This is a genomic window from Pseudomonas medicaginis, assembly GCF_965119365.1.
Lineage (GTDB): Bacteria > Pseudomonadota > Gammaproteobacteria > Pseudomonadales > Pseudomonadaceae > Aquipseudomonas.
The window spans coordinates 5,423,431-5,443,038 of record NZ_OZ221631.1; the positions used below are offsets into that span (position 1 = coordinate 5,423,431).

The window sequence follows — 19,608 nt, forward strand, 5'->3', positions numbered from 1 at the left end:
TACAGGGGCCGGGTTTTCCAGTGACGCAGCCCTCAGCGGGCGGCGCCGAGCTGGCCTTTTTCGTCGGAGAACACAATTTCAACGCGACGGTTCTGTGCCCGGCCACGCTCGGAAGCGTTGACGTCCACCGGGTATTCATCACCGTAGCCTTCGACCTGGATGCGTTTTTCATCAATCCCCAGGTCCACCAGCACATCCGCAACCGACTGTGCGCGGTCACGAGACAGCTTGAGGTTTTCCTGCTTGCCGCCGGTGCTGTCGGTGTATCCCTCGATACGCACCACGCGCTTGGGATTGAGTTGCAAGAACTGCACGATCTTGAGCACGACCCGGTTGGCCGAGTTTTTCAGTTCTGCTTCGCCGGTGTCGAACAACACGTCGCCCAGGGTCATCACCAAGCCCCGATCAGTCTGGGTGGTCGCCATCGCCATGATCTGTTCTTCGAGCCATTTGCCCTGCTGCTGCACACTCAGCAACTTGGATTCGCGCAGGGCCAACTGCAGGCGCTGACGCTCCAGTTCGAGCTTCGCCGCGCGCTCTTCATTGAGCACCTGGTTGCTGTGCTCCCGCGCGATAGCACTGTAGCGCTGGCTCAGGTAGGCGTAATGCTGCACATCCTCGCCGCTGCCCCAGTAGCTCGACAAACGATCGGCACGGGCCAGGGATTCGCCGGCGCGGATCAAGTCCCGAGGCGCGGCACGCAATACGTTGGCGTCTTCCTTGACCTTCTGGAAATCGGTGCTGGCCTGCTCGAGTGCCGCCTCGCTACGCTGGCCGGCGCAGCCATACAAGCTGGCCAGGCCTGCGAGGAGCAAACCGCCCAATACGTGGGAGTGCTTCATTGGGCATCCTCCCTCAACTGTTTGCGCAAGCGCTTGATTCGGGTGTCGAGCACGTTCAGTTGCTCTTGGCTCTTGAGGGTCAGCACCTTCGCTTCAGCCAAGCGGGCGTCGAGTTCAGCCTGTTCGGCTCGCATGCGCGCCTTCTTGTAGGATTCGTCAGCCATGTTGGATTTGGCGCGTATGAATTTTTCTTCAGCCAGTTTCAATTCGGGCACTTCGTCGGCAGTGGCGCCAACGGCCCGGGCTTGCTCCAGTGCCTGTTCGGTCAGGCGGATCTGTTCATTCGGCGCCGGATCGGCTGCGCAGCCCGCCAGAGCCAGAACGGCCAGGGCAGCGAAAAGAGGTCGAATAGTCACTAATGTTCCCTACTGTTTTGGGGCACTGACAGGTGGCTGCAACTGTGTTTTCCAACGCTCGAGATTGCGCAGCAACACAGCCTCCGTCAGACCGGACGCGGCCAATTCTGTCATCTTTTGCGCCAGCTGTCCGCGCAACCATGGGTCATTGCAGGCGGAGTTATGGGAAAGCGCCAGGAACAGCCCGGGGTTGTCCACCGGTTGCGGTGCGGCTTGCAGGTCGTTGGCCATCCCCAGTGTCTGCGCCATTGCCAGGCCTGAGTAGCGCCCTGCCAGGACATATTCCACCTCTCCCAACAGCAATTTCTGAAAGGCCTGGGTCAGGTTGGGTGTTCGCACCAGGGACAATTGCTGCTCGGCAAAAACGCCGAATCCTTGGGTCATGCGAGACTTTTCCGACAATGCGCCGGGATGACCGTGAAGGTCTTCGGGCTGGTTGATGACCAGGGTCGTGTCTTTGCGGGTCCAGACCAGGTAATCGTTTTCCAGCAAGGGCGGGTGGACATAATCCAGGGCATCGAGCCCGGTCGTGGTCAGCGGCGCATCGGTAAGCAAGTCCATGCGCCCGCTGCGCACTTCGTCCAGCGCCTGGGCGCGCTTGCCGGCATACAGCAATTCGATCTTGATCCCCAGCTCTCCCGCCACTTGTTGGAGCAAGTCGGCACCGGCGCCGATCAGGTGCTTGGGGTCCTGGGGGTCTTGCCAGAGGTAAGGCGGCGCATCCGGGCTGCCGGTGGCGATCAGTCGTTCGCATTTGCCCGCGGCGACAGACAAGCCTGGCACGAGCGCCAACGTCCACAGCAACGACCAGCCGGCCAAACGACGCAGATCCATGGCAATACGCTCCTCTGAGGCAGAAATAAAAAGCCCGGCCAAAGGGCCGGGCTCTTTATAAGTGAAGACGCCGGATTAGACCAGCTTCTCCAGCTCAGGGATGGCTTCGAACAGGTCCGCTACCAGGCCATAATCGGCCACCTGGAAGATCGGCGCTTCTTCGTCCTTGTTGATCGCAACGATCACCTTGGAGTCTTTCATGCCGGCCAGGTGCTGGATCGCGCCAGAGATACCGACGGCGATGTACAGCTGTGGCGCAACGATCTTGCCGGTCTGGCCGACCTGCATGTCGTTGGGCACGAAACCGGCGTCGACCGCGGCGCGGGAAGCACCGACGGCAGCGCCGAGCTTGTCAGCCAGGGCATACAGGTGCTTGAAGTTGTCACCGTTCTGCATGCCACGGCCGCCGGAAACGACGATCTTGGCAGCGGTCAGCTCAGGACGATCGGACTTGGCCAGTTCTTCGTTGACGAAGCTGGAGATGCCGGCGTCGTGGGCAGCGCCTACTGCTTCGACAGCAGCCGAACCACCTTCGGCGGCAACCGGGTCGAAACCGGTGGCGCGGACGGTGATGACCTTGACCGGAGCGTTCGATTGAACAGTGGCAATGGCGTTACCGGCATAGATCGGACGCTTGAAGGTGTCGGCGCTTTCCACCGAGATGATCTCGGAGATCTGGTCGACGTCCAGCGCGGCAGCAACGCGCGGCAGGATGTTCTTGCCGTTGGAGGTGGCGGCAGCCAGGATGTGGCTGTAACCCTTGCCAAGCTCCGCTACCAGTGGCGCAACGTTTTCCGGCAGTTGATGCGCGTAGGCGGCGTTGTCGGCCGACAGCACTTTTGCCACGCCAGCGATCTTCGCGGCAGCTTCGGCAACGGCGCTAGCGCCCTGCCCGGCTACCAGGACGTGCACATCACCGCCGATTTTGGCTGCGGCAGCAACGGTGTTCAGCGTGGCCGGAGCCAGCGCCTTGTTATCGTGTTCGGCGATTACCAAGATAGTCATGTTCAGATTACCTTCGCTTCGTTTTTCAGTTTCTCGACCAGTTCAGCCACCGACTTGACCTTGATGCCCGCGCTGCGTGCAGCCGGTGCTTCGACTTTGAGGGTCTTGTTGGTGGAGGCGGTGGAAACGCCCAAAGCGTCAGGGGTCAGCACTTCAAGCGGCTTCTTCTTGGCTTTCATGATGTTTGGCAGCGACGCGTAACGCGGCTCGTTCAAACGCAGGTCGGTGGTGACGATGGCCGGCAGTTTCAGGGAAACGGTCTGTGCGCCGCCGTCGATCTCGCGGGTCACGGCAACGCTGTCGCCGGACACTTCGACTTTCGAAGCGAAGGTGCCCTGACCGTAGCCGCTCAATGCCGCGAGCATCTGACCGGTCTGGTTGTTGTCGCTGTCGATGGCCTGCTTGCCGAGGATTACCAGCGATGGCTGTTCCTTGTCGACAACGGCCTTGAGCAGCTTGGCCACGGCCAGGGAGGTCAGGTCTTCGGCGGATTCGACGAGGATGGCGCGATCGGCACCCAGTGCCAGCGCGGTGCGCAGTTGTTCCTGGGCGGTGGTCGGGCCGATGGAGACGACGACGATCTCGGTCGCAACACCTTTTTCCTTCAGGCGTACGGCTTCTTCCACGGCGATTTCGCAGAAGGGGTTCATCGACATCTTGACGTTGGCGAGGTCGACGCCGGAGTTGTCCGCCTTGACGCGAACCTTGACGTTATAGTCGACCACTCGTTTGACAGCTACAAGAACCTTCATGGATTCCTCGTTACTCTCCGGTGAAAAAAAGTCGCCTAGGCGAACCTGGCGGTTGATGCTCATGGGCGCAAGGGCACCTCTAAAAACGCCGGCATGAACCACACATGACCTGCTCACGGGAGTGAAGACCATTCGTCAGTGATGACCGAGGAGTCATTCATTATCGCGGCGTGTAAACTGCGCCTCGAAACCGCGCAATACGTCACTTTGTGCTGCCTTCGCCCTGTCTTTAGAGGTGCTCTTGAAACCAACAGTCAGCCTACGGCGAGCGCAAAACCGCCCGTATCTTGACCGGAACGCCTATTCCGGTCAATACGGCAAAATGGTCAGTCATAAGCCGTACGTCAGTGATTTATCTGGGCTGCGGCAATTTCAAACAAACGTTTGTATTGGACCCTGAGAGTGGTGTAGATATAATGCGCCGCTTAAGAGAGACCCGCGGTTCATCCATTGTCGCTTTCGGCGCTTTTGGCGAAGGAAACAACGGATGCAACGCCAAACCTCCAATTAGAAAAACTGTGAGCCTTGAGTAGGAGATAGCCTGTGGAACGCGAATACATGGAATTCGACGTGGTCATCGTCGGTGCCGGCCCCGCTGGCCTGTCTGCCGCTTGCCGACTGAAACAGAAGGCCGCCGAAGCCGGTAAGGAAATCAGCGTCTGCGTGGTCGAAAAAGGTTCCGAAGTCGGTGCGCACATCCTCTCCGGCGCGGTGTTCGAGCCCCGTGCCCTGAACGAACTGTTCCCGGACTGGAAAGAACTCGGCGCGCCGTTGAACACGCCCGTCGTGCGTGATGACATTTATGTCCTGAGGAACGCCGAGGCCGCGAGCAAAATCCCTGACTTCTTTGTGCCCAAGACCATGCACAACGAAGGCAACTATATTATTTCCCTGGGCAACCTGTGCCGCTGGCTGGCCCAGCAGGCCGAGAATCTGGGCGTGGAAATCTACCCGGGTTTCGCCGCCCAGGAAGCGCTGTTCGACGAGAACGGCGTAGTGCGCGGGATCATCACCGGCGACCTGGGTGTCGACCGCGAAGGCCACCCGAAGGAAGGCCTCTACACCCCGGGCATGGAACTGCGTGGTAAATACACGCTGTTCGCCGAAGGCTGCCGTGGCCACATCGGCAAGCAGTTGATCAAGCGCTTCAACCTGGACAGCGAGGCTGACGCCCAGCACTACGGCATCGGCCTGAAGGAAATCTGGGAAATCGACCCGGCCAAGCATCAACCCGGCCTGGTGGTGCACACCGCTGGCTGGCCGCTGGACATCATGGGCACCGAGAACACCGGCGGCTCCTTCCTCTATCACCTGGAAAACAACCAGGTGGTGGTCGGCCTGATCGTCGACCTGTCCTACAGCAACACCTTCCTGTCGCCGTTCGACGAATTCCAACGCCTCAAGCATCACCCGGTACTCAAGCAGTACCTGGAAGGTGGCAAGCGTGTCAGCTACGGTGCTCGTGCACTAGCCAAGGGTGGTATCAATTCGCTGCCGAAAATGGTCTTCAAGGGTGGCGCATTGATCGGCTGCGATCTGGGCACCATGAACGTAGCCAAGATCAAGGGCAGCCATACCGCCATGAAATCCGGCATGCTCGCCGCCGAAGCCGTGGCTGATCGCCTGTTCGCCGAATCCGAAGGGGGTGATGAACTGACCGCCTACGTCGACAGCTTCAAGAGCAGCTGGCTGTATGAAGAGCTGTTCGCCAGCCGCAACTTCGGCCCGGCGATCCACAAATACGGCGCCATCATCGGTGGCGGTTTCAACTGGATCGACCAGAACATCTTCGGCGGCAAAATACCACTCACCCTGCACGACACCAAGCCGGACTATGCCTGCCTGAAACTGGCCGCCGATTGCAAAAAGATCGACTACCCGAAACCCGACGGCAAGATCAGCTTCGACAAACTCAGCTCGGTGTTCATCTCGGGTACCAACCACGAAGAAGAACAGCCCTGCCACCTGAAGCTGACCGACCCGAGCATCCCGATCAGCAAGAACCTGCCGCTGTACGACGAACCGGCCCAGCGCTACTGCCCGGCGGGCGTGTACGAAGTGGTGACCAAGGAAGACGGCGAGAAGCGCTTCCAGATCAACGCCCAGAACTGCGTGCACTGCAAGACCTGTGACATCAAGGACCCTGCGCAGAACATCACCTGGGTGTCGCCGGAAGGCGCTGGCGGACCGACTTACCCGAACATGTAAGCCGTTGCGCTGTACATCAAGGCTCCCGTAATGGGGGCCTTTTTGTTGCCTGCCATTCAAGGAACACCACAGTCCAAAGTGTGGGAGCGAGCTTGCTCGCGATAGCGATTTTTCATTCAACACAGATGTTGACCGAAACACACACGATCGCGAGCAAGCTCGCGCCCACAAGGCGACATCAGTGGATCAGGCGGCGCGCTCCTCCCCCGGACTACGCTCGAAATAACGCTTGTACTCCCGACTGAACTGCGACGAACTCTGATACCCCACCTGATGGGCCACCTGCGCCACGCCCATGCCATCGACGAGCAACAACCGCTGGGCCTTGAGCAAACGCAAGCGCTTGAGGTACTGCACTGGCGAAAGCAGCGTGCTGCGCTTGAAATGCTCATGAAACGTCGAAGCACTCATGTTGGCGCAATTGGCCAGGGTCTCGACGTTCAGCGGTTCGGTGAAATGCGCGTGCAGATGGCTCAGGGCTGCGGCGATCCGGGCGAACTGCCCATGCTGCTCCACCAACGCCCGGAGCACGTCGGCCTGGGGCCCGCGCAAGGCGGCGAAGAGTAATTCGCGCAGCCGCGCCTGGCCCATGACCTGGCACTCCAGCGGGTCGTGCAAGCACTGCAACAGGCGTTCGACGCATCCGCGCATGGCGCCATCGAGCACGGCGCTGGTCATGGATTCCGGCGTCTGGGCCGCGAGACTTCGCCCCGGCATCAACCCCATGGCCAGCACCAGCTCGCCCAACAGAGCCCGATCGATCGCAACCGAAATCCCGAGCAACGGAGCATCGGGCATGGCGTAGGTTTCACATTCGAACGGCACCGGCAACGCCTGGATCAAGTAATGCCCGGCGCCATACTCCAGCGTACGCGGTCCCAGGTACGCCAGCTTGCTGCCTTGGGCGATGATCACCAGACTCGGCTCGTAGAGCTGCGGGCCACGGGCGATGTCCTGGCTGCACCGCAGCACTTGCACGCCAGGCAGGCGCGTAGGAATAAAGCCGTCACGGGTCGCCAAGGGTTCGATCAGCGAAACCAGCGCCGCGTTGGCATCGAGATGACGGGTCAGCAACATGGGAAAACTTCACGAAAAAATGGATAGGAACATCATCGCAGGTCTGGCGTCACATAGGAGCAATCCCAGGCCAAGGCCGGAGGATTAGGCATGACACCCGTAGGAATGGTCATCGCCGCATACCGTCAAGGCTCCCAGAATAGATCACCTCACTGTTCACTGCTTAGCGAGGTCCATCATGTACACCGCCATCGGATACGCCGCCCAATCGCCCACCGCTCCCCTCGCCCCCATGAAGTTCGAACGCCGCAGCCCGCGAGCTGACGATGTGGCGATCGAAATCCTCTATTGCGGCGTCTGCCACTCCGACATCCACCAGGCGCGCAACGAATGGGGCATCGCCGTTTATCCACTGATGCCTGGCCACGAGATCATCGGCAAAGTCACCGCCGTCGGTGCAAATGTCACCCGTCATAAGGTCGGCGACTTGGTCGGTGTTGGCTGCATGGTCGACTCCTGCCGCGAGTGCGAAGCTTGTCACGCGGACCTGGAGCAATACTGCTATCAGGGCATGACCCAGACCTATGCCAGCCCGGACCGGGTCAGCGGCGGGCATACCATGGGTGGCTACTCCAACAGCATCGTGGTCCAAGAGCACTTCGTGTTGCGCATCCCGGCCGCGCTCGACCCGGCCAGCGCCGCACCGATTCTCTGCGCCGGCATCACCACCTACTCGCCCCTCAAGCACTACGGCGTGAAGGCCGGCGACAAGGTCGGCGTGCTGGGCATGGGTGGCCTCGGCCATATGGGTATCAAGTTCGCCAAAGCCATGGGCGCGGAAGTCACGTTGTTCACCCGCTCGGCCAGCAAGGCTGAAGAGGCCCGTCGCCAGGGCGCCGATCATGTGATCGTGTCCACCGACCCCGAGCAGATGGCCGCCGCGGCCGGACGCTTCCATTTCCTGCTGGACACCATTCCGGTGCAGCACGATCTCAATCCCTACCTCAGCACCCTGCGCTTCGATGGCGTGCACATCCTGGTGGGTCTGGTCGAGCCGATCGATCCACCGGTCCATGCGGCCAACTTGATCATGGGCCGTCGCGTCCTGGCCGGTTCGTTGATTGGCGGGATCGCAGAAACCCAGGAAGTGCTGGATTTCTGCGCCGAGCACAACATCAGCTGCGACATCGAGATGCTCGACATCCGTCAGATCAACGAGGCCTACAGCCGCATGATCGCCGGTGACGTGAAATACCGTTTCGTCATCGACATGGCGACCCTCAAGGCCTGACGCAGTGGCCTGTACGGTTAATTCGAGTACTCAAGTTCTGGCGCCGAAGTTGAGTGCATGAGTTAGCCACACAGGCCACTCATCAGACCTTGGCGCCCAACTCTGCCGACAGCCGGGCTGTGACCCCTTTGACCAGGGGAATCAGCTCGGCCATCTTTTCCAGCGGCATGTACGGCACGGTGCTGGCAATGCTGATACCCGCGACGATGCGCTTGCCCGCGTCACGGATCGGCGCCGCCACGCAGCGAATCGACGGTTCATTGTCTTCCAGGTCGAAGGCATAGCCCCCCGCCACGTACTCCAGCATTCGTTGCTGGAACTGCTCCCAGGATTGCTCCTGATGCTGGGGCCAGAACTGATTCTTCCCACCGGCTGGCAGGCTGATTTCATACAGCCGCTTCCATTGTTCCTGAGTGTCATCGAGCATCAGCGCCTTGCCGATCCCGGTGCGCGCCAACGGCATGCGATGGCCTACGCGCGAGCGCATTTCCGGGCCGTTGCGCCCTGGATTTTTCAGCAGGTACAAGACTTCATCGCCTTCACGAATCGCCAAGTGCACGGTGTCCCCGGTGAGCGCCGACAGCTCGTCCAGGTACGGCCCCGCCAGGCTCACCAGTGGCAACTCTTCCCGGGCCTGAAAGCCCAGCTCGATCAATTTCGGCCCCAGCAGGTAGCCCACTTGCGGCACTACACGCAGATAACGCTCATCCACCAGGCAACTGGCCAGGCGATGGGTGGTACTGCGGGTGGTTCCGATCAGCCGGGCGATTTCCTTCAAGTCACGGGCGCCGCTGGCGACCGCCTGTACCACGCCCAAGCCACGCAGCAATGTCTGCGTGCCTGTGGGCGCGGCGTCCTTGGTGATTTTTGGATCGTCTTGCTGCATAGCCGGCCTTCAACAGTGAGCGGGGAACGGGCGGCATTATGGTCGCCCGCCCCGTCGGACTACAACTCGATGCGCTCGACCTTCCCCACCAACAGGATGTAGGACAGCGCGCCAGCCAATGCCAGGACAGCGATGTAGGTGATGGCCGGGGCAAACGAATCGCCGCTGGCGAGAAAGCCAATGACGATCGGCGTGGCAATGGCCGCCAGGTTACCGATCAAGTTGAACACCCCGCCTGTCAACCCGAGCAATCGCGCCGGCGCCAGGGTGGAGACCAGCGACCAGGTGATCGACGCCAGGCCATTGCCGAAGAACGCCAGGGCCAGGAAGGCGATCACCAGGGGCGTCGATTCGACGAAGTTGGCGCCGATGATCGAGGTCGAGATCAGCAACCCGCCAATGATCGGCAGCTTGCGCGCAAACCCCACGGTGGCGCCGCGGCGGATCAACCAGTCGGAGAAGAACCCGGAACACAGCACACCGACAAACGCCGCGAGGAACGGCAGCGACGCCAGCAGCCCTGACTTGATGAAGTCCATGCCGCGATATTTCACCAGGTAGGTCGGGAACCACGTCAGGAAAAACCACAGCGTGGAGTTGAGGCAGAACTGCCCCAGGTAAATGCCCCACAACTTGCGTTGAGTCAGGACAATGCCCAGGTCGGTCCAGCTGAATTTCGCCTTCACTTTTGCGGTCTCGGCCTGGATATCCACCAGCCCGCCGCCTTCGCGGATCAGATCGATCTCGGCGGCGTTGACGCCTTTGAAATCCCGTGGCTCGCGATACACCGCGTACCAGATCACCGCCCAGAGAATGCCCACCGCACCCGTGGCGACAAACACCATGTGCCAACCGAAGGCGTGTTGCAGCCAGGCCAATACCGGGGTCAGGAAGGCCAGGCCGACGAACTGCCCGGAGGTATAGAAACCGATGGCCGTGGCCCGCTCGCGCTCGGGAAACCAAGTGGTGACCACGCGGCTGTTGATCGGGTAAGCCGGCGCTTCCAGGGCACCGACCGCCATGCGCAGCACGAACAGCGCGATGAAACTGGCGGCAAAACCCAGCATTACCGTGGCGACCGACCACAACAGCAATGCCACGCTATACAGAATGCGCGGCGGCACCCGGTCCACCAGCCAACCACCGGGGATCTGCATGGCGGCGTAGGTCCAGCCGAACGCCGAGAAAATCAGCCCGACGTGGATCGGATCGATGCCCAGGTCGCTGGTCAATGCGGGGGCGGCGATCGAGAGGTTGCTGCGATCCAGGTAATTGATCACCACGGTGATAAACAGCAGGACCATGATGAAAAAACGCTTACGGCTGGGCGTCACCAACGACGCCTGCGCGCTCAGGGTGTGCGCTTGCATGTGAGGTGCCTCTTCTTATGTTTATTGAGGAAACGGGCGCATCGAAGAAGATCTCCCCGCTTGCGAAGATCAAATTGTGGGAGCGAGCTTGCTCGCGATGAGGGTGTGTCAGTTGGCATATGCATGACTGATACATCGCCATCGCGAGCAAGCTCGCTCCCACAGGGTCAGGCCTGACTCACCACTCGGCAAAACTGCCATCGGCATGACGCCAGATCGGGTTGCGCCAGCGGTGGCCGATGGCCGCGCGTTCGATGACGTATTCCTCGTTGATCTCGATGCCCAGGCCCGGACCATTCGGGATCTTCACAAAACCCTTGTCATAGTCGAACACCTGCGGATCCTTGATGTAATCCAGCAGGTCGTTGCTCTCGTTGTAGTGGATGCCCAGGCTTTGCTCCTGGATGAACGCGTTGTAGCAGACCGCATCCAGTTGCAGGCACGCCGCCAGGGCGATCGGGCCCAGCGGGCAGTGCAGCGCCAGCGCCACGTCGTAGGCCTCGGCCATGTTGGCGATCTTGCGGGTTTCGGTGATGCCACCGGCGTGGGAGGCATCCGGCTGGATGATGTCCACGTAGCCTTCGCTGAGTACACGCTTGAAGTCCCAGCGCGAGAACAACCGCTCGCCCAGGGCAATCGGGGTGCTGGTCAGCGGCGCCAATTCCTTGAGGGCTTCGTAGTTTTCGCTGAGCACCGGCTCTTCGATGAACATCAGCTTGTAGGGGTCGAGTTCCTTCATCAGCACCTTGGCCATGGGCTTGTGCACCCGGCCGTGGAAATCCACGCCAATGCCGACGTTCGGCCCCACCGCATCCCGCACCGCCGCCACGTTGGCCAGGGCCAGGTCGACCTTTTCGAAGGTGTCGAGAAACTGCAGCTCTTCGGTGCCGTTCATCTTCACCGCCGTGAAGCCACGGCCCACGGCCTCTTTCGCGGCGCGGGCGGTGTCCGCCGGCCGGTCACCGCCGATCCACGAATACACGCGGATCTTGTCGCGCACCTGGCCGCCCAGCAGGTCGCTGACCGACACACCCAGGGCCTTGCCCTTGATGTCCCACAACGCTTGGTCGATGCCGGCCAGGGCACTCATGTGAATGGCCCCGCCACGGTAGAAGCCGCCGCGATACAACACGGTCCAGATGTCTTCGATATTGCGTGGGTCTTTGCCGATCAGATAGTCGGACAATTCCTCGACAGCCGCCGCCACCGTGTGGGCACGGCCTTCAACCACGGGCTCGCCCCAACCAGTCACGCCCTCGTCGGTCTCGACCTTGAGGAAGCACCAGCGCGGCGGAACGATAAACGTGGTCAGCTTGGTGATTTTCATCTTGTTGTCTCTCTTATCAGATGCAGCGCACGAGGGCGCTGGAAAAGTCTTCAGTTCAAGGCATTCCATGCGGCCACGTAGGCCTTGGCGCGTACCGCCACTTCCTCCGCCGTCAGACCCGGCTTGAACAGCCCGGAACCGAGGCCGAAGCCCTTGACGCCGGCCTCGAGGAACACCGCCATGTTGTCCGGCGTAATCCCACCCACCGGCACCAGCACGGTCCCGGCCGGCAGCACGGCGAGCCAGGCCTTGACCACCGCCGGGCCCATTTGCTCGGCGGGAAACAGCTTCAGCACATGGGCGCCTTCAGCCAGCGCGGCAAAGGCTTCAGTGGGCGTGGCGACACCTGGCGACAGGTACAAGCCCGCCGCTTTCGCCGCTCGCAGCACCTTCGGATCACTGTGAGGCATGACAATCACTTGGCCGCCAGCGACTTTCACCTGCTCGACCTGTTCCGGCGTGAGCACGGTACCGGCACCGATCAGGCAATCGGCGGGCAAGGTACTGCGCAGGATGCGGATGCTTTCGTACGGCTCGGGGGAATTGAGCGGCACTTCGATGACGCGAAATCCGGCGCTGTACAGGACTTCGCCGATGGCCGCCGCCTCTTCGGGACGCAGGCCACGCAGGATCGCAATCAGCCCGTTGTGCGCCAGTGCTTGTGTGAGCATGTCAGACCTCCAGTCAGGTTCAGGGGGCGGTTGAATCGAGCAACCCGGCCGCTACGGCCAGTTGCCACAAACCGCGTTCGGTGGCCTGTTCGGCCAGGACCACCCGGGCGAAGCCGCAGGCGTCGAGGGCCCGTTGATAACGGACACAGAGTTGGGAGTTGCCGATCAGCACCACCGTCGGCAGATGGAGGCTGTCGCGTCGCCGACGCTGCACCTCGGCCAGCGCCGTCAGCTCATGGCCGATCAGCAGGCCCGAGAGGTAATCGGCCTGGGCGCTGGCCTCCAGTTCGCCGGTCAAGCCCAGACTGCGAGCGCTGAACACCGTGGACAACGGACCGATCTGGCCGTCCACCGACAACGCCACCTGTACGCCACGATCAAAGGCCACGCCATCGAAGGTCGCCCCTCGTTGCTGGGTGCGGCCGAGAATGCTGTGGTCACTGAGCACGGCGAAGATCTCGCCGGTCATGAAGGTGTCGAAATGCACGATGCAGCCATCGGCCACTTCCACCCATTTCGAATGACTGCCCGGCAGGCCGATCAGCACCGCTTCGTCCGGCAGGCTGTGCAAGGCGCCGAGCACCTGGGTTTCTTCACCCCGCATGACATTGGGCAAGCGTGAACGCTGGATCACGCCCGGCACGATGTGCACATCGACACCGCGAAGGCTGCGAACGGTTTGTAGGGAATGTCCGAGATTGGCGACGTTGGCGGGTGTGTCGCAGTAAGGCGCTTCACGCCAGCCCTGAGCACTGCCGACCATGCCACAGGCGATCACAGGCAAGCCTGGCTGAGCATCGAGCCAGTCGCCGCAGGCCTCGTCGAAGGCCAGTTCGAAACCGTCGATGCACACCCGGCCGGCCACGGTTCGCGGCTCGGAAGGCAACTGCATGATCCCCGATGACAGCGAGCGCTGCTCGAGCACCTCGCCACCGGCTGCCAGTTTGTAAGCCCGTAAGGAGGTCGTCCCCCAATCGAGCGCGATCAATTGCGCCTGCATCCGCTTCACCTGTTCTGTTTTTTGGCAGTGAGTGAGACGGACTATAAACCTGCGCGCAGCGAAATCTCAATATATAAATATCACTCCCATATATTGGGATTTAATAAGCCAACCATAAAGCCAATCGCCATCCGTCCAAGACCCTGCTACGTTTCTGAGCGGACGCCAAACAACTCAGGGAACAAGTGATGGGACAACAGCTGAAAATCCTCGGTCGCACTTCCTCGATCAATGTCAGAAAAGTGCTGTGGACCTGCCAGGAACTGGACATCGCCTACGAGCGCGAAGACTGGGGCATTGGTTTTTCTTCAACCCAAGACCCGGATTTCCTGGCCTTGAATCCCAATGCCCAGGTGCCGGTGATCATTGATGAGAACGGTGTGCTCTGGGAGTCGAACACCATTTGCCGCTATCTGGTGGGTAAACATGGGCGCAACGACCTGTTGCCTGTCGAACCTGCCGCACGGGCGCGTGTCGAGCAGTGGATGGACTGGCAAGCCACAGAGCTCAACCCGTCATGGGGCTACGCATTCCACGCCCTGGTACGCAAGAATCCAGACTTCCAGGACCCACTGCGCATCGCTGCCGGCGTAAAAGGCTGGAACGAGAAGATGGGGTTGCTGGAGCAGCAGTTGAACCGTACCGGCGCCTACGTGGCCGGTGCGGCGTTTTCCCTTGCGGATGTGCTCATCGGCTTGTCCGTACACCGCTGGCGCCAGGCGCCCATGGAGCGTCCCGACTATCCAGCGGTCGCCGCCTATTGCAAGCGGCTGGAACAGCGCCCCGGATTTGCCGAGTACGCATCCGCCGCACACTCGTGAAGTGCTCAGTTGCCGTGGGCGAAATCCCGCAGCACCTTGCCGTCCATTCGGTAGCGCACCCACTCTTCCTGGGGTTGCGCGCCGAGGGATTTGTAGAACTCGATGGCCGGCGTGTTCCAGTCCAGCACACTCCATTCGAAGCGCCCGCAATCGTTGTCACAGGCAATTTTCGCCAAATGGCGCAGCAACGTCTTGCCCGCCCCGCCACCGCGCTGGTCAGGCGTGATGTACAAGTCTTCGAGGTACAAGCAGTTGCTGCCCAGCCAAGTGGAATAACTGAAGAAAAACACCGCGAAACCGATCGGCACGCCGTCACGCAGGCAGATCAGCCCATGGGCGGTCGCGCCTTCGCTGAACAGGCTGCGCTCAATGTCGGCCACACTGGCGATGACTTCGTGGCGGGCCTTTTCGTAATCGGCCAACTCGGTGATGAAGGCAAGGATTTGAGGCGCATCGCTGGGTTGCGCAGGACGGATCTCGATGGACATGAGCAGGCCTTGTAGCCAATTGAAAGCGCCATACTAAGCCGCTACGTCGCGCTCGTCACGGGCAGCGTCCAGGTTCTTGACGGGCAGCCAGCCGGTTTTCCCAACACACCATTCGTCGCCCCCCAGGCACCAACCTCGAACCGCTACGGCCCAAGATCAGGCAAGCATTCTAAAAATGGAGGCGACACCATGATCACTTCAAGGCTGACTGCATTCACCCTCACTGCACTGCTGTCCTCGGCGGCGTTCGCGGCATCCACTTCCGGTACGGGGCCGACCGACCCGGTGCAGGCACCCAACTCTCCGGCCACGCAAGGCCTGCCCAAGTTGAACACCGACGGCACCGGCGGCGGCACCTTGAACAATGGTCAACCACCGGCTACCGGCACCGACCCGCGGGTGCAAGGCAATGACACGGGGCGCCAGGGAGGCATGAATACGCCGGACTCGACCGCACCTGATAACGCCGAGACCGGGGTGGGCTCTAAAACCACGACCGGAGGTTCGGGCTCCGAGGGTGGCGCCGCCAGCCAATAGCCTCTGCTCAGACATTTGAGGAGGAATATCCCATGCCTCGTGGAAGCAAAGACAAATACACCGCCGAACAAAAGCGCAAGGCCGAACACATTGAAAAGGGTTACGAGAAAAAAGGCGTGTCCGAGAACGAAGCCGAGGCACGTGCCTGGGCGACCGTGAACAAACAGTCCGGTGGTGGCGAACGCTCCGGTGGTTCGGGCAAGGAAAAACCGGCGACGGCCAAGAAAACCGACCGCAAGGAATCAGCCCGCCGTGCTGCCAAGACCCGCGAAGGTCACCCGCGCACCAGTAAAGCCTCCCATGGGACCCAGACGGTGGACAGCCTGATGAAGGAGGCCCGGGCGAAAAACATTCCCGGGCGCTCGAAGATGCGCAAGCAGGAGCTGGTCGAAGCCTTGCGCAAGGCGGGGTGATTGTTGGCGTCAGGAAGGACGCTATCGCGAGCAGGCTCGCTCCCACAGGTTTTTGTGTCAGGGCTCAGAACCTCGGCACTGCGCAGAACCAGTGTGGGAGCGAGCTTGCTCGCGAAGGGGCCCGCCCGGTCGCCGCAGGGCTCAGCGCTGCTTCAAGCGGTCAATCACCACCGCCAGCAACAGAATCGAGCCACGAATGACGTATTGGTAGAAGGTGTCGATGTTCTTCAGGTTCATCGCGTTTTCGATGATCGCCAAAATCAGCACGCCTGCAATGACGTGGCGGATCATGCCGATACCACCGCTCAACGACACCCCACCCAGCACGCACGCCGAGATCACGGTCAGTTCGAAGCCCTGGCCGATCATCGGTTGGCCCGAGGTCATGCGCGAGGCCAGGATCACCCCGGCCAGGGCGCCGATCAAACCATGCACGGCGAAGATGATGATCTTGGTGCGATCAACGTTCACCCCCGCCAACAACGCCGCTTCCTGGTTGCCACCGATGGCCATGGTGTTGCGCCCGTAGGTGGTGTAGTTCAGCAGCCAGCCGAAAAACAGGAAGCAGACGATGGTGATCAGGATCGGCACCGGCACGCCAAACAACTGGCCGTTGCCGAATACGAAGAACGACTCCTGCGACACCCCCACCGCCTTGCCATTGGCGAAGATGTAGGCCAGGCCGCGGACGATCTGCATCGTTGCCAGGGTGGTGATCAACGCGTTGACCCGCAACTTGGCGATGACGATGCCGTTGATCAGGCCGACGATCAGCCCCATCACCAGCGCCGCGCTGACGCCGAGGAACACGCTGTTGGTGTCGCGCATCACCACCGCCGCGACGACGCCGGCACAGGCAATCACCGAACCGACCGACAAGTCGAAGTGCCCGGACGCCAGGCAATACAACATGGTGCAGGCCGCGATGCCGGTGGTGGAAATTGCCAGGCCCAGGCCGCGCATATTCAGCGGCGACAGGAAGTTGTCGATCATCAGGGTGCAGAGCACGAAGATGCCGATGGCCGCCAGCAGCATGACCCAGTCATCCAGGAAACGGCGCAGGTCCAGGGGTTTGCGTGCCGTTGGCAGTGCATTGTTTTGAATGGTCATGATTTACCTCTCAGTTCGCCGCGTCGGCAACGCGTTGGCGCGGCAGCGCCAGTTGCAGCAGGTTGGATTCGTTGGCCTGGTCACGCGGCAGCTCGCCGCGCATGGCCCCTTCGCAGAGCACCAGGATTCGGTCGGAAATGCCCATCACTTCCATCAGGTCGCTGGACACCACAATCACCGCGATACCGTCGGCCGCCAGGTTGTGGATGATCTGGTAGATCTCCGCCTTGGCACCGATGTCGATGCCGCGCGTGGGCTCGTCCAGCAGCAGGACTTTCATCGGCATCGACAGCCAGCGTCCAAGAATCGCCTTCTGTTGGTTGCCGCCGGACAGGTACATGATTTTCTGGCTGGCCGCCGGCGTCTTCACTTTCAGCGATTTGATCTGCTTGTCGGCGTTGCCCCGCTCCCAGTCGCCACGCAACAGGCAGCCCAGCGCGGAATGAGCCGGGCGCGCACTGATGTTGATGTTCTCGCCCACACTGCCCAACGGGATGATGCCTTCCTTCTTGCGATCCTCCGGGCAGAGCAGCACGCCCGCAGCGATGGCATCCCGAGGTGAACGCAGTTTCAGTTCCTTGTCGTGCAGGACGAGACTTCCTTCGCGCTGACGCTCCAAGCCACTGAGCAAGCGCAGCAGCTCGGTACGACCGGCACCGACCAGCCCGAACAAGCCGAGGATCTCGCCCTTGTGCACCTGGAAACTCACCGGTTCGCGCAAGCCCGGCCCCAACAGGCCCTTCACTTGCAGCGCCACATCGCCGCGCTCCCGAGGACGGTAGTCATAGATGTCCTGGATATCACGACCGACCATGCACGTGACGAGTTGATCATGGGTCAACTCACTCATGTTCTCGAACGTCCGCACGTAGCGACCATCCTTGAACACCGTCACCGCGTTACAGATGCGGAACACCTCCTCCATGCGATGGCTGACGTAGAGCACCACTTTGCCCTCGTCTCGCAGCCGACCGATGATCGCCATCAAACGGTCGATTTCCCGGGCCGACAGACTACTGGTGGGTTCGTCGAAAGCAATGACGTGGGCGCCGCGGGACAAGGCCTTGGCGATTTCCACCAATTGGCGCTGGCCGAGGGACAGGCGACCGACTTTTTCCTGGGGGTCGATTTCGTCGGCCAGGCCTTTAAGCAGCGTCAGCGCCTGTTGGCGCAGCACGCCACGATTGACCAGGCCGAAACGCGCCGGCAAGTGGCCGAGAAACAAATTTTCAGCGACGGTCATTTCCGGCACCAGGTGCAGTTCCTGGTGAATCACCGCCACGCCGCTGGCGATGCTGTCGGCGGTGCCTTTGAACGCCATCGTCTGTTCGCCGATCTGCAAGTCGCCGCTGCTCGGGATGTAGGCACCGCCCAGGATCTTGAGCAGCGTGGACTTGCCAGCGCCGTTTTCACCCATCAAGGCATGGACCTGCCCCGGATGGGCAACGAAACTGATATTGGCCAGCGCCTGCACGCCGGGAAAGGACTTGCCGATCCCGTTGAACCGCAAGCTGCCGCCGATGTTATGTTGCCGTGTCGCTGTTTGCGCTTGCATAACCACCTCGAACTTACAGAGATCAAGCGACCCCGCCACTCAAGTGGCCAGGGCCGCTTTTGAATCAACCGGCCGTCAGTTCCACAGGCCGATTTTTTCCAGCTCTTGCTTGAAGTTCTCCCGGGTGATCAGCGTCACCTCGTCCATGGCGGTGTACTTCGGCGGTTCCTTGCCGGTGGTGATCCACTCGTACATCATTTCGGCAGTCTTGTAGCCTTCGATGTGCGGGCTTGGCAGCATCGAACCGAAGAAGCCGCTGTCAGGCTTCTTCAACTCACCGATCGCATCGGTGCCGTTGATGCCGATGCCGATCACATTGGCCGCCTTGAACCCGGCCGCTTCGGTGGCGCGCACGCCGCCCAGCACGGTGTTGTCATTCATGCCACCGATGATCAGGTTCTTGGCGGCGCTTGGCAGCTTCACCAGGGCCGAGTTGGTGGAGTCCATGCTCCCGGGTACGTCGAGGGTTTTCAGGGCGGCGAAGAGGATGTGGTCTTTCGGGATGCCGGCCTCCTCGAGGGATTTGACCGAACCGTCGGTGCGCTTCTTGCCAGTGTCCAGTTCGTTGTAGGTGTTGATCACCGCATAGGTTTCCTTCCAATCCCAGCCGCGTTTTTTCGCTTCAGCAGCCATGGCGGCGCCCTGCTTCTGGCCCACCTCGAACGCGGCCATGCCCAGGTACGGCACGTCTTCCATGAACTTGCCGCTGGCGTCGACGAAACGGTCGTCGACAGCAATCACTTTGAGATCGTTGAGCTTGGCCTTGGCCACGATGGCCGGGCCGAGGGATACGTCCGGCGGGCAGATCACGAAACCCTTGGCCCCGTTGGCGGCCAGGCTGTCGATGGCCGAGAGGGTTTTCTCGCCGTCGGGCACGGCGATCTTGATCAACTCAAAGCCTTTGTCCTTGGCCGCCTTCTCGGCAAACGCCCATTCGGTCTGGAACCAAGGCTCCTCGGCCTGCTTGACCAGGAAACCAATTTTTACTGCATCGGCCGCCAGCAAGTGGCTGCTGAGGCTGACCGCGGTAACCGCCAGGGCGGCGCGACACAGGGAACGGATCCCACGACGATGTTTCATAGTTGACTCCTTGTTTTTTTTATTGAAAGCCAAACGTCCAGGTTT

At 61.1% G+C, this 19,608-nt stretch carries 20 protein-coding genes; 5 read left to right on the forward strand and 15 right to left on the reverse strand.

Annotated features, from left to right (window positions below; all coding sequences use genetic code 11):
• Positions 1-32: 32 nt before the first annotated feature.
• The 5 genes from ACMTA2_RS23640 to ACMTA2_RS23660 form a co-directional block, all read right to left on the reverse strand.
• Positions 33-842 (reverse strand): OmpA family protein, encoded by an 810-nt coding sequence (locus ACMTA2_RS23640; protein ID WP_413792010.1) that lies wholly within the window; start codon positions 840-842, stop codon positions 33-35.
• Positions 839-1,198 carry a DUF4398 domain-containing protein gene (locus tag ACMTA2_RS23645; protein ID WP_413792011.1) on the reverse strand — a complete coding sequence of 120 codons (360 nt, stop codon included), beginning with the start codon at positions 1,196-1,198 and terminating at the stop codon, positions 839-841. The genes ACMTA2_RS23640 and ACMTA2_RS23645 overlap by 4 nt, the downstream gene beginning before the upstream one ends.
• Positions 1,199-1,207: 9 nt before the next feature.
• Positions 1,208-2,032: a substrate-binding periplasmic protein gene (locus ACMTA2_RS23650; protein ID WP_413792012.1), complete on the reverse strand. Its 825-nt coding sequence runs from the start codon at positions 2,030-2,032 to the stop codon at positions 1,208-1,210.
• A gap of 75 nt (positions 2,033-2,107) precedes the next feature.
• Positions 2,108-3,037: an electron transfer flavoprotein subunit alpha/FixB family protein gene (locus tag ACMTA2_RS23655; RefSeq protein ID WP_413792013.1), complete on the reverse strand. Its 930-nt coding sequence runs from the start codon at positions 3,035-3,037 to the stop codon at positions 2,108-2,110.
• 2 nt (positions 3,038-3,039) lie between these two features.
• Positions 3,040-3,789, reverse strand: coding sequence for an electron transfer flavoprotein subunit beta/FixA family protein (locus tag ACMTA2_RS23660; RefSeq protein WP_014339477.1), 750 nt, complete (start codon positions 3,787-3,789; stop codon positions 3,040-3,042).
• Positions 3,790-4,332: 543 nt separating this feature from the next.
• On the opposite strand from ACMTA2_RS23660, the gene ACMTA2_RS23665 reads away from it, so the two are divergent.
• On the forward strand, positions 4,333-5,997 hold the full coding sequence (locus ACMTA2_RS23665) for an electron transfer flavoprotein-ubiquinone oxidoreductase (protein ID WP_413792014.1): 1,665 nt from the start codon (positions 4,333-4,335) through the stop codon (positions 5,995-5,997).
• 186 nt (positions 5,998-6,183) lie between these two features.
• Here the strand turns inward: ACMTA2_RS23665 and ACMTA2_RS23670 are convergent, their stop codons facing one another.
• The gene (locus tag ACMTA2_RS23670) at positions 6,184-7,074 is read right to left on the reverse strand and encodes an AraC family transcriptional regulator (protein WP_413792015.1); all 891 of its coding nucleotides are present in this window, start codon (positions 7,072-7,074) and stop codon (positions 6,184-6,186) included.
• 178 nt (positions 7,075-7,252) lie between these two features.
• Between ACMTA2_RS23670 and ACMTA2_RS23675 the strand changes: the two genes are divergently transcribed.
• A complete protein-coding gene (locus tag ACMTA2_RS23675; RefSeq protein ID WP_413792016.1) occupies positions 7,253-8,305 on the forward strand; it encodes an NAD(P)-dependent alcohol dehydrogenase in 1,053 nt (350 codons plus the stop codon).
• Positions 8,306-8,387: 82 nt separating this feature from the next.
• Here ACMTA2_RS23675 and ACMTA2_RS23680 read toward each other — a convergent pair whose 3' ends face one another.
• The 5 genes from ACMTA2_RS23680 to ACMTA2_RS23700 form a co-directional block, all read right to left on the reverse strand.
• Positions 8,388-9,191, reverse strand: coding sequence for an IclR family transcriptional regulator (locus ACMTA2_RS23680; protein WP_072406290.1), 804 nt, complete (start codon positions 9,189-9,191; stop codon positions 8,388-8,390).
• 59 nt (positions 9,192-9,250) lie between these two features.
• Entirely contained in the window at positions 9,251-10,561 is a 1,311-nt protein-coding gene (locus ACMTA2_RS23685) for an MFS transporter (RefSeq protein ID WP_413792017.1), read from the reverse strand.
• 178 nt (positions 10,562-10,739) lie between these two features.
• Complete coding sequence (gene dgoD, locus ACMTA2_RS23690; RefSeq protein WP_186707213.1) at positions 10,740-11,888, reverse strand: galactonate dehydratase; 1,149 nt, start codon at positions 11,886-11,888, stop codon at positions 10,740-10,742.
• A 50-nt stretch (positions 11,889-11,938) separates the two neighbouring features.
• A complete protein-coding gene (locus tag ACMTA2_RS23695) occupies positions 11,939-12,559 on the reverse strand; it encodes a 2-dehydro-3-deoxy-6-phosphogalactonate aldolase (protein WP_413792018.1) in 621 nt (206 codons plus the stop codon).
• Between the two features lie 19 nt (positions 12,560-12,578).
• Positions 12,579-13,559: a 2-dehydro-3-deoxygalactonokinase gene (locus tag ACMTA2_RS23700; protein ID WP_413792019.1), complete on the reverse strand. Its 981-nt coding sequence runs from the start codon at positions 13,557-13,559 to the stop codon at positions 12,579-12,581.
• A 188-nt stretch (positions 13,560-13,747) separates the two neighbouring features.
• Between ACMTA2_RS23700 and ACMTA2_RS23705 the strand changes: the two genes are divergently transcribed.
• Entirely contained in the window at positions 13,748-14,380 is a 633-nt protein-coding gene (locus ACMTA2_RS23705; protein ID WP_413792020.1) for a glutathione S-transferase family protein, read from the forward strand.
• A 5-nt stretch (positions 14,381-14,385) separates the two neighbouring features.
• On the opposite strand, the gene ACMTA2_RS23710 is transcribed toward ACMTA2_RS23705, so the two are convergent.
• Positions 14,386-14,868, reverse strand: a complete 483-nt coding sequence (locus tag ACMTA2_RS23710; RefSeq protein ID WP_413792021.1) for a GNAT family N-acetyltransferase — start codon at positions 14,866-14,868, stop codon at positions 14,386-14,388.
• Positions 14,869-15,057: 189 nt separating this feature from the next.
• Here ACMTA2_RS23710 and ACMTA2_RS23715 point away from each other — a divergent pair, with 189 nt between their 5' ends.
• Both ACMTA2_RS23715 and ACMTA2_RS23720 read left to right on the forward strand, forming a co-directional pair.
• A complete protein-coding gene (locus tag ACMTA2_RS23715; RefSeq protein WP_413792022.1) occupies positions 15,058-15,405 on the forward strand; it encodes a hypothetical protein in 348 nt (115 codons plus the stop codon).
• A gap of 32 nt (positions 15,406-15,437) precedes the next feature.
• Positions 15,438-15,818: a Rho termination factor N-terminal domain-containing protein gene (locus ACMTA2_RS23720; RefSeq protein ID WP_413792023.1), complete on the forward strand. Its 381-nt coding sequence runs from the start codon at positions 15,438-15,440 to the stop codon at positions 15,816-15,818.
• A gap of 141 nt (positions 15,819-15,959) precedes the next feature.
• Here the strand turns inward: ACMTA2_RS23720 and araH are convergent, their stop codons facing one another.
• The 3 genes from araH to ACMTA2_RS23735 all read right to left on the reverse strand — a co-directional run bounded on the left by araH (position 15,960) and on the right by ACMTA2_RS23735 (position 19,563).
• Positions 15,960-16,928, reverse strand: a complete 969-nt coding sequence (araH, locus tag ACMTA2_RS23725) for an L-arabinose ABC transporter permease AraH (RefSeq protein WP_092201941.1) — start codon at positions 16,926-16,928, stop codon at positions 15,960-15,962.
• Between the two features lie 10 nt (positions 16,929-16,938).
• The gene (gene araG / locus ACMTA2_RS23730) at positions 16,939-18,483 is read right to left on the reverse strand and encodes an L-arabinose ABC transporter ATP-binding protein AraG (RefSeq protein WP_413792024.1); all 1,545 of its coding nucleotides are present in this window, start codon (positions 18,481-18,483) and stop codon (positions 16,939-16,941) included.
• A 75-nt stretch (positions 18,484-18,558) separates the two neighbouring features.
• On the reverse strand, positions 18,559-19,563 hold the full coding sequence (locus ACMTA2_RS23735) for a substrate-binding domain-containing protein (protein ID WP_413792025.1): 1,005 nt from the start codon (positions 19,561-19,563) through the stop codon (positions 18,559-18,561).
• Positions 19,564-19,608: the final 45 nt, after the last annotated feature.